Below are 12,736 nucleotides of genomic sequence, written 5' to 3'. Positions count from 1 at the left end.
TGTGGGTATAGTCATAGGAACCAGCGGCCCGGAGGGCTGGGACGGCCCAAGAATCGGTATTTGTCAGGACAAAATAGCAATAATGCTTGCCTCGAAAACCCTGATGACGTATTGTCCTTACATAAGGGCTGTGAAGCCCATCACTTTCAGTTACCGGCAAGGGGACAGAATGATGCAAAGTGGTTCCCGCCGCACCGAGTGGAGGAAGCCGGATCGCAGTCGATCCGATGGATGGCCCAAGGCCAGTAATGCTTTCACCCGGGCAATCCAAAGGAGTTCCCATGTCCAGTGCGCAGCAAGCTTCTGCTGAGCCGAGTCTGCCACCCCTCACCGCGGGGCCTCATGTTAAGCGGCTCGGTTTGATTTCCATCATCGCCTGTTTCGGCGGCCTGCTTTTCGGTTACGACACCGGTGTTGCCAACGGTGCCGAAGGCCCCATGGCAGAGGAACTCGGCCTAAACCTCTTGCAGATCGGCGTGGTGATCAGCTCCCTGGTCTTCGCCGCCGCGTTCGGGGCGCTCATCGGCGGGCAAATTGCCGACGTATGGGGTCGCCGCAAAACCATCATCATGCTGGCAGTTCTGTTCTTCGCTGGAAGCTTGCTGGTTGTCTTTTCGCCGGCCGGCCCGGAGCTGGGAACTTTCTCACCACTAGGTTTCGGTGTTTTGATCGCCGGACGCATCATGCTCGGATTGGCCGTGGGCGGCGCATCTACGGTCGTGCCGGTGTACCTAGCCGAACTAGCCCCGTACGAAATCCGCGGATCCATCACCGGACGCAATGAGCTGGCCATCGTCTCGGGCCAACTGGCCGCCTTCGTCATGAATGCGATCATTGGAACCGTCCTGGGCGGGACTGTGGACGGCGTCTGGCGGATCATGTTCGCAATTTGCGCTCTGCCGGCGCTGGCATTGTTCTTCGGCATGCTGCGCATGCCCGAATCTCCCCGCTGGCTCGTAGAAAAACGCCGCTACGCCGAGGCGCTGCGAGTGCTCAAGACCGTGCGTTCGGCTGAGCGTGCACTGGCCGAAGTCCACGAGATCGAGATCGTTGCCGACGAGGAAAAGCGGAACAACAAGCCTGTGGGCATCAAGGCCGTGCTGAAAAATAAGTGGTTGCTGCGAATTATAGCCATCGGCATCGGCGTTTCCATGACCCAGCAGCTCACCGGCATCAACTCCATCATGTACTACGGAACACGTGTACTGGAAGAATCCGGCATGTCAGAGCAGCAGGCAGTGCTGGCGAATATCGCCTTCGGCGTGGTCGCCGTGATTGGCGGTATCATCGCCCTACGCAATATGGACCGCATGGACCGCCGCAAGACCTTCGTTATCGGCTTATCGCTGACCACCACCTGCCACTTGCTGGTAGCCATCGCGGGCATGCTGCTGCCGGTCGGTAGCCCCATCCGACCAGTGGTGATCCTAATCTTGGTGGTTGCCTTCGTGATGTCCATGCAGACATTCCTCAACGTGGCTGTCTGGGTGTGGCTGGCTGAAGTCTTCCCGCTTCATATGCGCGGGCTGGGAATTGGCATCTCGGTGTTCTTTGGGTGGGCCACCAACGGTGTGCTGGCACTGTTCTTCCCATCTTTAGTCTCCGGTGTCGGAATTACCGGATCTTTCTTTATCTTCGCAGGCATCGGCGTGCTGGCGCTGATCTTCGTGGCCACCCAGGTTCCCGAAACCCGCGGACGGTCACTGGAAGCCTTGGAAGAGGACGTCTCCACGGGAGCGATCTACCAAGTCAAGCCGGCGGTCAACGCCTAAGGCGCGACCATTCACTGAGCTAATGAGCCCAGCCCCCGCCAAGTGGCAGGGGCTGGGCTGATTTCTATGCTCGGCGCTGTCCGGTACTGCCGCGCACCACCAGCTGCGGCGCATGGGTGCTGGATGTTCCCGGGGAATTAAGGGCCGCTTGCATGGCGGCCTGGGCCAGGGCTGCGACATCTTGGCGAACGCTGGTCAGATCGGCGTGCGCAAGCCTGGCGAATTCGCTGTCGTCATATCCGGCCAGGCAGATTTGCTCGGGAACCTGCAGACCTGCAAGATCGATCGCTTGCCGAGCGCCGAGCGCTGCGCGGTCATTAAAGGCCAGAACCGCAGTGGCACGTTCGGACTGGGGCGTTTTCTCCAGATACTCGCGCAGGACCGCAAAAGCGGTCGCCTCGTCTGGACTGGCTGGAAGGATCTTGACGCTGGCGTTCGCGCGGGTAGCGGATTTGATGAAGGCATCGCGCCGCTGTTTCGCCGAGACGGCGGATCCGCCATCCAGATGCAGCAGCCGAGTGTGGCCGCGCTGCATCAAATGGCTGACGACTTGTTCAACGCCAGCAGCCTCGTCTGTAATGACCGATGGAATGCCTCTGACCTTGCGCAGCAGGCTGATAACGGGAAGCTGCTTGGACACTTGGACCAGTTGCGTGGCTGGCAGCTCGGGGAACACGCCGATCACCGCCTCGACTCCGGCATCGATGAGGGTATTGAGCACGCGGCGTTCATCCCGGTGTCTGCCGGTGGCGCCCAGAATGATTTCAAATCCGCTTTGGTCCGCCTGCGCATATAAGGCATCTGCCAGCTCCGCGTGCAGCGGCTCTCCCAGCGCCAGGGCCAGTCCAAGGGTTCGGCTGCGGCTGCTGCGTAGCGACCGTGCACGTGAGTCCGGGCGGTAACCCAAATCCGTGGCCGTCTGCTTGACCCGAGCCCGGGATTCTCCGCTGGCGCCCTCGGCGTCGCGCAGCACAATCGAGGCCAGTGCTACCGAGACCCCTGAGGCGCGGGCGACATCTGCCAACGTGGGGCGTTTGGCGGGGCGCGGCGCAGATGATTGCGACATTGGTGAAACTTTCTTCTAGAACGTTATAGACACCTGCTATCCAGTGTGCCATGATTTTCCATAACACCAAATCTAGAACGTTCTAGGAGACACTCCATGGCTTACCAATCCCTGCCAGAAACTTCTGCGCGGCCACTGCGCATTGCTGTCATCGGCACCGGGTGGATCGGCGCATTCCACGCCCGCACTGTTGCCCAGCACCTGCCAGATGCACAGCTGCACGTCGTAGCAGATCCAGCACCAGGCCGCGCCGCCGAACTGGCCGCAGAACTGGGTTGCACGAACTACACCGAAGACATTGCGGATGTGTTTGCCGACGAAACCGTGGACGCCGTGGTCATCGGCGCACCTTCAAGCTTCCATGCCGGCTTGATCGCCCAAGCCGCCGCGGCGGGAAAGCACATCTTCTGCGAAAAGCCGGCAGCGCACGCGCTGTCAGATCTCGACACCGCCTTGAAAGCCGTGGAAGATTCCGGAGTGCTGCTGCAGATCGGTTTCAACCGGCGCTTCTCCCGCGACTTTGCTGCCGTGGCAGAACAGGTGAAATCCGGAGCTATTGGCACCCCTCAGCTACTGCGGTCGCTGACCCGAGATCCTGAAGTTGCAGGTGGGTTGCCCAACGTAGCGAAGATCCGCTCCCACGTGATTTTCACTGAAACCCTGATCCACGATTTTGACACACTGAACTGGATGAACCCGGGTGCAGAAGTTGTGGAAGTCTACGTCATGGCCGATGCGCTGGTGGCGCCAGAGCGCCGGGATGCGGGTTTGCTGGACACCGCCGTGGTGAGCCTGCGCTACTCGAACGGGGCAATCGCAGTGGCCGAGGCGAACTTCTCGGCCAGCTACGGCTACGATGTGCGCGGAGAAGTCTTCGGTTCAAAGGGCATGGTGCAGGCAGGGAATCCAGTGCAGCTGGCAGCGGCCAGCTTTGACAGCGCGGGCGCCCATGCACCAACCGAACGGCTGAATATCGAGCTGTTTGCCCAGGCCTACCGCGAGCAGCTCTCGATCTTCGCCCGCAAAATCCGCGGCCTGCGCGACGGTTCGGCCGATGCGGCCCTGTCGGTTCCCACTGGCGCTGACGCACGTGCAGCGCTGCGCGTGGCACTGGCGGCCTTGGAATCCTCGGAAACTGGCCTGCCGGTGAAGCTGGAATCGGCCACCCGCCTTGCGGTGAATGCATGAGTGCGCAGTTGGCGGTCTGTGCCGAGATGGTCTTCCTGGATCTTCCGCTGATCGACCGGGTCAAGCGCTTGGACAAGGCCGGCTTTGAAATTGAGCTCTGGGATATCAGAGACAAAGACCTTTCGACTTTGGCGGCCACCGGTGCCCGCTTCGGCTCCATGACAGGTTACAGCGAAGGAAGCCTCTGCGATCCGGACAGCGCGCACGAAGTGGTTCGCTCCGCCAAGGAATTGATCCCGGCCGCCCGGCAGCTGGGCATCAACCGTCTGGTGGTGCATCCGGCTCACCTCATTGACGGACAGGCAGCCACCCCACGTTTTCGGGCTACCGGAGACATGTGGCTCACCGCAGCGCGAACCTTGGAAGAACTGGGCCGGATCGGCGAAGAGCATCAGGTCACCTTCATGCTAGAGAACCTGAATACGATTCTGGATCACCCGGGCATCCCTCTGGGACGCGCCAAGGACACGATGTCTCTGGTGAAGGCCGTGGGACACCCGAACGTGAAGATGATGCTTGATCTGTACCACGCCCAAATTGGCGAGGGGAACCTCATCGAATTGGTGCGTTCGGCACTGCCGCATATCGGAGAAATTCAGGTCGCAGACGTTCCCGGGCGTTGCGAGCCGGGCACCGGGGAAATCAACTACCGGGCAGTTGCCCAGGCTCTGGCGGATCTGGATTATTCTGGCCCGATCGGCCTGGAAGCCTACGCCAGCGCAGATTCCGAAGGGGCCATCGCGGCTTTTGCCCAGGCCTTTGCACCCCTGGCCAAGCCCGTGGCGCGCTAGGGGATCATGTACCGGGCGTCGGATTGAGAGTTAAAGCCCAGCGGCGGCAGCAGGGAAACCTGCTGCCGCCGCTGCCAATCGCAATCCGGGAAGGCTACGCGCCGGCTCCGAAGGGCAAACGAGGATCCATGCTCTGCGAATCCCAAGTCTGGCGGATCCAGCCATGGTGGGGATCATCGCTGATCAGCCAATCGCGCACGCGTCCCGGGCCGGCCATGACGTTCAGATAGTAAAGGTCATAACCCGGTCCTGCCATGGCTGGACCATGCCAGCCGTAGGGAACCAAGACAACGTCCCCGGTGCGGACTTCGGCGTTAACGTCAATGGGGCGTTCATCTGAGGCATAAACACGCGCATAGCCGATAGGATCGGTAGCCGCTACCGCCGGCATGCCTTGGGCTAGCTGCGTCTCGAAGTAGTAGATTTCCTCGAGGCTAGTTTCGCCCTCCTTTTCCTGATCATGCTTATGCGGAGGATAGGAAGACCAGTTGCCCGCCGGAGTGATGACTTCGCAGACGATGAATCGGTCTGCTTCCAAGGCGGCCGGGGTGCCGAAGTTGTGGACCTGGCGGGAGCAGTTTCCTGCCCCGCGCAGCTCCACTGGAGTCTCTTCTGCCTTGATCAGGCGGGTTGGGTAGGACTGCTTGGCCGGGGCCAGTGCCACGGCGACCCGGCCGCCCTTGGCGGAGCTGATGGACAGCGCTGTGTTGATGCCGGTGTAGAGGACATCAGCTGGTCCGGCAAAGACTGATTCGCGACCGTTGAGAACATAGTCTTTGCCGGCGATAGCGACAGTGAATGATTCTCCGCTGAGCGGGACGACAATACGTTCTTCGATGGTGGCCGCCAGCTCAACTGTTTGACCAGGAGCCAGCTCGGCTACCTTGAGCCCGGTGTGGGCCCAGCCTTCGATGGATGCGGTCGAGTCATGGGCACCGAGCGAGATGCTCCACTCTCCGCTAGCGGCGGAACCTGCTGGGTAAATCCAATCGGTCATCAGTCATTCCTTTCGACGGCGGTGCCAGGTGCTTAGCGTTGCACCAAGGTCATTTCAAAGCTGTAGGCATCAGCGCGATAAACGTGGGCACCGGTCTCTACGTTGCGCCCGGTGTCATCCACGGCAGTGCGCTGCATGGTCACCAGGGCCGAACCTGCCGCTGTGTCCAAGGCTTTGGCTTGGATATCGTCGGCGGTGGTCGCCCCGATGCGCTGCTGGGCTAGCCGGAAGTTGACCCCTGCTTCACGCAGAAGCTCATACAAACCATGGGCTTGCAGGGACTTTTCATCCAGCTCAACTATGTCGTCGCGAACCCAGTTCTCCATCAGCGCCAGTGGGCTTCCGCTGGCAGAACGCAGCCGGGTGAAGTGGTAAACCGAGACGTCCTTGGGCAGTGTGAGAAGTTCCTGGATCTCCGGAGGAGCTGGAATGTGTTCAAAGCTGAGCAAACTGGTAGAAGGCTTCTTTCCGGCGCGTTCAAGGTCATCATTAAGGCTTGATAGTTCAAGGTGTCGGCGGATTTGGCTGGAAACAACCTGCGTTCCCACACCGCGCTTGCGCACTAGAAGGCCGGACTGGACGAGGTCGTCCATGGCCTTGCGAATGGTGGGACGTGAAAGCCGCAGCCGCTGGGCGAGCTCGATCTCATTTTCCAGTCGAGTGCCCGAGGCCAGCGAACCGTCGCGGATCGCGCCTTCGATGCCTTGCGCTACCTGGTGGTAGAGAGGAATCGGTGAAGATCGGTCGATCTTGATGCTCAGTGGTGTGCTCACAGTTGCTCCTTGCCGGCGACTTTGTCATTATATGTCGCTTTGACAGGACAAACTATATATGAAAGTTCATGATTTGGGCATCTCTTGGCTGGATATCTTTGCGGTCCATGGCTTTTTCGTTGCCAGGTGGTGAGCGCCACCCGCCTGTCTAGGCGGTAATTTGGACTTGAAATACGATTGCGACAAGGGGAATTGGACAATATGGTTCGCTTGTCCAATTGTCCTGACAAAAAATTCGCTGGATTTCATTGCCCAAGGCTTCAAGTGGAACATATGGTTTTTTGGAACGGTCCAAGACTTGAGGTGAGCCACGGCGGCCGCAGGGAATTACGGCGTTAAACGCCGCAGACAGGAGAAAATCATGAATGAACAGCACGGCATCGGCGTGGGGCTGATCTCGGTGGGTTGGATGGGCAAGCTGCACGCTCGAGCTTATAGCTCAGTGCCCTATGTTTATCCAGAGTTGGGCATCAAGCCAAGACTGGTCATAGCCGCGGATACCGAGCAGTCGCGAGTCGACTTCGCGATCTCAACGCTGGGCTTTGAGCGTGGAACACTGGACTACCACCAGGTGCTCGCAGATCCCGAGGTAGATGTCGTCTCGATTTGCGCTCCGAACTTCCTACACGCCGAAATGGCGATCGCCGCAGCAGAGGCCGGCAAGCACTTCTGGATCGAGAAGCCCGCTGGTCGAAGCCTGGCCGAAACGCAGGCCATCGAGCAAGCCGCCATCCGCAATGGCGTAGTCACCTCCATCGGGTTCAACTACCGGCATGCGCCAGCTATCGCACGCGCCCGCCAGCTGGTGCACGACGGCCGGTTGGGATCAATCACGAATGTCCGCGCCAGCTTCCTTGCCGGATATGCGGCAGACCCCCGTGCAGCTCTGTCGTGGCGCTTCAACCGGGAACTGGCCGGCAGCGGCGTGCTCGCTGACCTGTTCAGTCATGCAGCAGATCTATGCAGTCATGTTGTTGGCCCCATTCAGAGCATTTCCGCATCAACCAACGTCATGATCCCATACCGGCCGAAACTATCCATGGGCCAGGGCACGCACTTCGACCTGATCGAAGGCGGTGAGCAAGGTGAAGTCGAGAATGAGGATTACGCCGCCGCGTTGGTGCGTTTCAGTCCAGAAGGGGTGGCGGACCGCGCGATCGGAACTATTGAGGCATCCCGAGTGGCCGTGGGCCCGCAGTGCGGTTATCGACTAGAAATCTACGGCACGGAAGGCTCGGTCAAATGGGATTTTGAACGCTTGAATGAACTGGAAGTCGTGCTCGGTCGAGACAATGAAGAACAGGGATTCACGACGGTGATTGGCTCGCCAAAACATGGCGAATATTCCCGGTTCCAGCCAGGCCCAGGAAATGCGATGGGCTTTGATGACCTCAAGACCATCGAGGCTAAGAAGTTCCTGCTGGCTGTCAACGGTGGCGAGAAAGCGAACTCCACCATCGCCGATGCGGTGGCAGCAGCCGCATTGGTGGAAGCGGCCGAAATATCTGCCGCAAGCGGCACGTGGCAGGCGCTGGATGAGTCGGTGCGCGCTGCGAATGTGCAATACTGACCGCCATGCCTGACTCGTCGCGCCGCCGCCCCACGATCCGAGACGTCGCCAAGCATGCCGGGGTTTCCAAATCCTTGGTCTCTCTGGTGCTCTCGGATCCTAGCAAGGTCAGTTCGATGCGGCGTTCGCTGGTCGAGGACTCCATCCGCGAGTTGGGCTATCAGCCCAACCTGGCAGCTCGCTCGCTGGCGGCCGAGAACCGGCATGCCATTGGCGTCGTCCTAGGGGAACTGCATAATCCCTGGGTTCTGACCGTCGCGGAAGTGGTTCGCGAACAGTTGCAAGCAGCAGGGCTTGACGTGCTGTTCAGTGCGGCCGCGATCCATGACGGTCAGGGCGTTGGTCCCGCGGAACTGCAGACCCTGCGCGATTTGCGGGTCAGTGGAATCCTGGTCGTTGGATCGGCCGATGACTCAGCCAGCTTCGATGCCGCATTGGGTGAGACTCCTGCGGTATTTGTGGGCAGCGGGCGCCAGGCTCAGTCTAATACCGCTGTGGTTTCAGTAGATGATAAGCAAGGCTATGGTTTGGTGATTGACCATTTGGTTCACTACGGAAATGCGCGGATCACCCATATCGCCGGTGGCGCTGGGCCGGTCTCGGCGGCGCGAGAAGCTGCCTATCATCGGGCAATGCTGCGCCATGGGTTGCGCCAGCAAGTGCAGGTGGTGGAAGCCGGCCCAACGGTTCAGGCCGGGCATGAAGCCGTAGTGCGGTTGCTGGCCTTGGGGGCTCGACCCGAAGCGCTGGCCTGCTTCAATGATCTTTCCGCATTTGGCGCGCTGCAGGCTCTTGATGAGGCGGGCGTGTCTGCGGCGGTGACTGGCTACGACAATATTTCCTTATCGTCGCTGGGAAGAATCTCGCTGACCAGCGTCGGTTCGGATTCGCAAGATCTCGGTCGCAGCAGCGTGCGGCTGCTTCTCCAATTAATGCGGAATCCGGAAGGAAAATTTGCACGTCAATTGATGCTTCCGCCACGGCTCATCGTGCGTTCCTCATCCCATTCGCGCCGTTGAACCTTAAGGAATCAGCACTTGGCGTCGCCTGTTGAAGGCCGCAAAGTTCTCGTCTTCACATCCTCATGTCTTTACAAAGTCTTGACGGATCGTATTTCATCGCGCACACTTTAGACATCTTGTGATTCGAATCACGAAATTCTTGGTTAGGTGGCCCGCTCCTGGGGACTTTTGGGGTGCGCCGATGGATTCCTGAAGGGGAAAAATGAAAAAGGGAAAGCCTTCTTGGCGCAAACTCGCAGTGTCGCTAGTGATCGTTCCGGTCCTTGGGTTGGCTGCTTGCTCATCCACGGGTGGACGAGCTCCAGAGCCGGAAAGCAACGCGGGCGGTGGGGCAGTAGCGACCACCGATCGCATCAAAATCGCAGTGATCACCCACGCTCCTCCGGGAGACACCTTCTGGGACATCATCCGCAAGGGTGCCGAAGAAGCTGCCGCCAAAGACAACGTGGAACTGCAGTACCTGGGTGACCCCGATGGTGGACGTCAATCCCAGTTGATCGAGCAGGCAATTGACCAGGGAGTGGACGGTATTGCCGTCACTCTGGCCAAGCCCGACGCTATGGCCGGAGCGCTTAAAAGAGCAACGGATGCCGGAATCGCCATCGTCAGCTTGAATGCCGGCGAAGACCGATTTAAGGAGTTGGGAGCATTCGCCCACTTCGGTTCGGATGAGCAGCTGGCCGGTGAAGCCGCCGGGGAAAAGCTCAAAGAAGAAGGTATTAAGAAGCCTATTTGTGTCATTCAGGATCAGGGGCATGTTGGCCTCGAAGCACGTTGTGCAGGCGTAAAAAAAGTCGTGCCAGACACCGAAGTGCTCTACGTACAGGGCACCGACATGACCCAGGTTGAATCTACGACAACCGCAAAGCTCCAAGCTGATAAGCAAGCCGACGCGATCATCGGGCTGGGTGCACCAATCACGATGACACTGCTCAAGGCCAAAGCCACGGCGAAGTCCGAGGTCGAGGTAGCTTCCTTCGACATGAACTCGCAGTTGGTTGAAGAAATCACCAATGGCAACGTGCTGTTCACCGTTGACCAGCAGCCTTGGTTGCAGGGCTACATGGCAGTTGATGCGCTGTGGCAGAACAACCGTGGCGGTTTCACCATCGGCGGTGGACAGGCGACTTTGACCGGCCCAGCTGTCGTAGACAAGGCCGTCGCTGAGAAAATTACCAGTTTCGCCAAAGAAGGCGTCCGCTAGCCACGTCCCCTCGGCGCGCGCCGAGTCTGCCGGTAGCGGCGAGCCGGCGCGCAGCCAGGACACGGAGGAAATCTCATGTCATCAATAACAGCCTCACCCTCTCAAAAGAAAACCTCTCCGACCGCAGACGAGCGCATCGGCAAGAAAAGCGCACTGTCAATCCTTCTGGGCCGTCCGGAGATCGGTGCCCTCGTCGGCGCCATCGCCCTATTTATCTTCTTCGCCATCGTTGCACCGGTCTTCTTGAGTCCAGCGTCCTTGGCCACCGTCCTCTACGGTGCTTCGACCATTGGCATCATGGCCGTTGGTGTGTCACTGCTGATGATCGGTGGCGAGTTTGACCTTTCCACCGGTGTGGCAGTGATTTCCTCGGCACTCAGTGCATCGATGATCTCCTGGTACTTCGGGATCAATGTTTGGGTCGGCGTTATTCTGGCCCTGGTCGTTTCACTGCTGATCGGGTTCATTAACGGAATCATTCTGATTAAGACCAAGCTGCCATCCTTCATCGTGACCCTGGCCAGTTTCTTGATGCTTACAGGTCTGAATCTAGGTCTGACTCGCGCTATCGGCGGATCGGTGTCCTCACCATCTATTGCGGATATGGAAGGATTCCAGAGCGCCAAGGCGGTCTTCGCGTCCTCGGTGAGCGTCGGTGAGGTTGACATTAAAGTCACCGTGTTCATCTGGGTGGCCTTGGTAATCATCGCTTCCTGGATCTTGCTCCGAACCAAAATCGGGAACTGGATCTTTGCCGTAGGCGGGGACGAGAAAGCCGCTCGCGCCGTCGGCGTCCCGGTGGTCCGCACCAAGATCGGACTCTTCATGGCAGTGGGATTCTGCGGCTGGGTGCTGGGCATGCACAACCTGTTCGCCTTTGACTCGGTGCAGTCCGGCGAAGGTATCGGAAATGAATTCCTCTACATCATTGCCGCGGTGATCGGTGGATGCCTGCTCACTGGCGGTTACGGTTCAGCCATCGGTGGCGCCATTGGTGCCTTCATCTTCGGAATGGCAAATAAGGGCATTGTATATGCCGAGTGGAACCCAGACTGGTTCAAGTTTTTCCTGGGCCTAATGCTGCTGCTTGCCACGGTTGTGAACATCGTGGTGAAGAAGCGCGCGGAATCCAGCAAATAGGAAGCCAAGGACATGATCATGAAATCTCGAAAGAACAAAATGACCGAGGAACTGCTGGAGAAGCTTGAACCCAAGACCAGTGACAACTTACTTACGCTTAAGAACGTGGGTAAGCACTACGGAAGTATCATCGCGTTGCGTGGTGTTGACATGGTAGTTGACCCGGGGAAGGTCACCTGCGTACTGGGAGACAACGGTGCGGGTAAGTCCACGCTGATCAAAATCATCGCCGGTTTGCATCAACACGATGAAGGCGAATTCATGCTTCATGGCGCAGCTATCAAACTCAAGAGCCCACGTACTGCCCTGGATGCCGGCATCGCTGCGGTGTATCAGGATCTGGCGGTTGTTCCGCTGATGCCCATCTGGCGCAACTTCTTCCTCGGCTCGGAACTGACTACCGGCGTAGGTCCCTTCAAGAAGCTTGATGTGCAGCGGATGAAGGAAATCACCAAGCAGGAACTCGCTGACATGGGCATTGATCTGCGCGATGTGGAACAGCCCATCGGACAGCTCTCCGGTGGCGAACGCCAGTGCGTGGCCATCGCCAGAGCCGTATATTTCGGTGCGAAGGTGCTGATCTTGGATGAGCCCACAGCCGCACTGGGCGTCAAGCAGTCTGGTGTGGTGCTGCGCTATATTCTCCAGGCGAGGGACCGCGGGCTGGGGGTCATCTTTATTACGCACAACCCGCACCATGCCTACCCCGTGGGTGACTCATTCCTGCTGCTAAAGCGTGGCCGCGCTATTGGCTACTATTCCAAATCGGAAATTACCGTAGAAGAGTTGACCGCCCAGATGGCCGGTGGTGCCGAACTGGCCGAGCTGGCACATGAGCTGGAACAGCTCGGTGGCCACGACGAGGAACTGGCCGAAGCCGAAGCGGGTGCTGGACCTCAGGTTGCCAGATAATTGCGAGTCGATTTGCCAAGGAGGTGGCCGCTTCTGTCTGAAGCGGCCACCTCCTTGGCCTTGGCCGACGCCGTTCAATTGGTGCCTTGAGCACTTTTGGCTTTGTGAAGGGGACTGGGAAAGGCATATTTGACGGAATGTCCCAACCATTACTAGTCAAGAAACTGAAGTTGCTTGGGATGCGAGAATGAAGCATTGAACCAGCTGAAGCCTAGGTTTTATTCTTAAACGGAACGTATATTCCTATCGTAGAATTTAAATTCTGAGGTTCCAGCCGACCCGAGAACATAGATGCCGCTCA

11 protein-coding genes are annotated in these 12,736 nt (G+C 58.7%); 8 read left to right on the top strand and 3 right to left on the bottom strand.

Annotation, left to right across the window (positions count from 1 at the left end; all coding sequences use genetic code 11):
• Nucleotides 1-281: 281 nt before the first annotated feature.
• Nucleotides 282-1,772, top strand: a complete 1,491-nt coding sequence (locus tag LG294_RS17855; protein ID WP_404288153.1) for a sugar porter family MFS transporter — start codon at nucleotides 282-284, stop codon at nucleotides 1,770-1,772.
• A gap of 64 nt (nucleotides 1,773-1,836) precedes the next feature.
• Here LG294_RS17855 and LG294_RS17850 read toward each other — a convergent pair whose 3' ends face one another.
• Nucleotides 1,837-2,838, bottom strand: coding sequence for a LacI family DNA-binding transcriptional regulator (locus tag LG294_RS17850; protein WP_404288151.1), 1,002 nt, complete (start codon nucleotides 2,836-2,838; stop codon nucleotides 1,837-1,839).
• A gap of 96 nt (nucleotides 2,839-2,934) precedes the next feature.
• Between LG294_RS17850 and LG294_RS17845 the strand changes: the two genes are divergently transcribed.
• Nucleotides 2,935-4,026, top strand: a complete 1,092-nt coding sequence (locus tag LG294_RS17845; protein ID WP_404288149.1) for a Gfo/Idh/MocA family oxidoreductase — start codon at nucleotides 2,935-2,937, stop codon at nucleotides 4,024-4,026.
• The gene (locus LG294_RS17840; protein ID WP_404288147.1) at nucleotides 4,023-4,817 is read left to right on the top strand and encodes a TIM barrel protein; all 795 of its coding nucleotides are present in this window, start codon (nucleotides 4,023-4,025) and stop codon (nucleotides 4,815-4,817) included. Before LG294_RS17845 ends, LG294_RS17840 begins: the two co-directional genes overlap by 4 nt.
• A 94-nt stretch (nucleotides 4,818-4,911) precedes the next feature.
• Here LG294_RS17840 and iolB read toward each other — a convergent pair whose 3' ends face one another.
• Together iolB and LG294_RS17830 are read right to left on the bottom strand one after the other, a co-directional pair.
• On the bottom strand, nucleotides 4,912-5,814 hold the full coding sequence (iolB, locus tag LG294_RS17835; protein ID WP_404288145.1) for a 5-deoxy-glucuronate isomerase: 903 nt from the start codon (nucleotides 5,812-5,814) through the stop codon (nucleotides 4,912-4,914).
• Nucleotides 5,815-5,846: 32 nt separating this feature from the next.
• Nucleotides 5,847-6,587: a GntR family transcriptional regulator gene (locus LG294_RS17830; RefSeq protein WP_404288143.1), complete on the bottom strand. Its 741-nt coding sequence runs from the start codon at nucleotides 6,585-6,587 to the stop codon at nucleotides 5,847-5,849.
• 361 nt (nucleotides 6,588-6,948) lie between these two features.
• Here LG294_RS17830 and LG294_RS17825 point away from each other — a divergent pair, with 361 nt between their 5' ends.
• The 5 genes from LG294_RS17825 (at nucleotide 6,949) to LG294_RS17805 (ending at nucleotide 12,435) form a co-directional block, all read left to right on the top strand.
• Nucleotides 6,949-8,157 carry a Gfo/Idh/MocA family protein gene (locus LG294_RS17825; RefSeq protein ID WP_404288141.1) on the top strand — a complete coding sequence of 403 codons (1,209 nt, stop codon included), beginning with the start codon at nucleotides 6,949-6,951 and terminating at the stop codon, nucleotides 8,155-8,157.
• Between the two features lie 5 nt (nucleotides 8,158-8,162).
• Complete coding sequence (locus LG294_RS17820) at nucleotides 8,163-9,176, top strand: LacI family DNA-binding transcriptional regulator (protein WP_404288139.1); 1,014 nt, start codon at nucleotides 8,163-8,165, stop codon at nucleotides 9,174-9,176.
• A gap of 205 nt (nucleotides 9,177-9,381) precedes the next feature.
• Nucleotides 9,382-10,383 carry a sugar ABC transporter substrate-binding protein gene (locus LG294_RS17815; protein WP_404288137.1) on the top strand — a complete coding sequence of 334 codons (1,002 nt, stop codon included), beginning with the start codon at nucleotides 9,382-9,384 and terminating at the stop codon, nucleotides 10,381-10,383.
• Nucleotides 10,384-10,458: 75 nt separating this feature from the next.
• Complete coding sequence (locus tag LG294_RS17810; RefSeq protein ID WP_404288135.1) at nucleotides 10,459-11,523, top strand: ABC transporter permease; 1,065 nt, start codon at nucleotides 10,459-10,461, stop codon at nucleotides 11,521-11,523.
• 39 nt (nucleotides 11,524-11,562) lie between these two features.
• The gene (locus LG294_RS17805; RefSeq protein ID WP_404291824.1) at nucleotides 11,563-12,435 is read left to right on the top strand and encodes an ATP-binding cassette domain-containing protein; all 873 of its coding nucleotides are present in this window, start codon (nucleotides 11,563-11,565) and stop codon (nucleotides 12,433-12,435) included.
• Nucleotides 12,436-12,736 lie beyond the last annotated feature (301 nt).

Source organism: Glutamicibacter arilaitensis (genome assembly GCF_044793945.1).
Lineage (GTDB): Bacteria > Actinomycetota > Actinomycetes > Actinomycetales > Micrococcaceae > Glutamicibacter > Glutamicibacter arilaitensis_B.
This window is presented reverse-complemented; position numbering and strand designations above follow the sequence as displayed.

Coding starts and splice junctions, on each gene's coding strand:
- LG294_RS17855 (WP_404288153.1), top strand. CDS start 282: ATGTCCAGTGCGCAGCAAGCTTCTGCTGAGCCGAGTCTGCCACCCCTC.
- LG294_RS17850 (WP_404288151.1), bottom strand. CDS start 2,838: ATGTCGCAATCATCTGCGCCGCGCCCCGCCAAACGCCCCACGTTGGCA.
- LG294_RS17845 (WP_404288149.1), top strand. CDS start 2,935: ATGGCTTACCAATCCCTGCCAGAAACTTCTGCGCGGCCACTGCGCATT.
- LG294_RS17840 (WP_404288147.1), top strand. CDS start 4,023: ATGAGTGCGCAGTTGGCGGTCTGTGCCGAGATGGTCTTCCTGGATCTT.
- iolB (WP_404288145.1), bottom strand. CDS start 5,814: ATGACCGATTGGATTTACCCAGCAGGTTCCGCCGCTAGCGGAGAGTGG.
- LG294_RS17825 (WP_404288141.1), top strand. CDS start 6,949: ATGAATGAACAGCACGGCATCGGCGTGGGGCTGATCTCGGTGGGTTGG.
- LG294_RS17820 (WP_404288139.1), top strand. CDS start 8,163: ATGCCTGACTCGTCGCGCCGCCGCCCCACGATCCGAGACGTCGCCAAG.
- LG294_RS17815 (WP_404288137.1), top strand. CDS start 9,382: ATGAAAAAGGGAAAGCCTTCTTGGCGCAAACTCGCAGTGTCGCTAGTG.
- LG294_RS17810 (WP_404288135.1), top strand. CDS start 10,459: ATGTCATCAATAACAGCCTCACCCTCTCAAAAGAAAACCTCTCCGACC.
- LG294_RS17805 (WP_404291824.1), top strand. CDS start 11,563: ATGACCGAGGAACTGCTGGAGAAGCTTGAACCCAAGACCAGTGACAAC.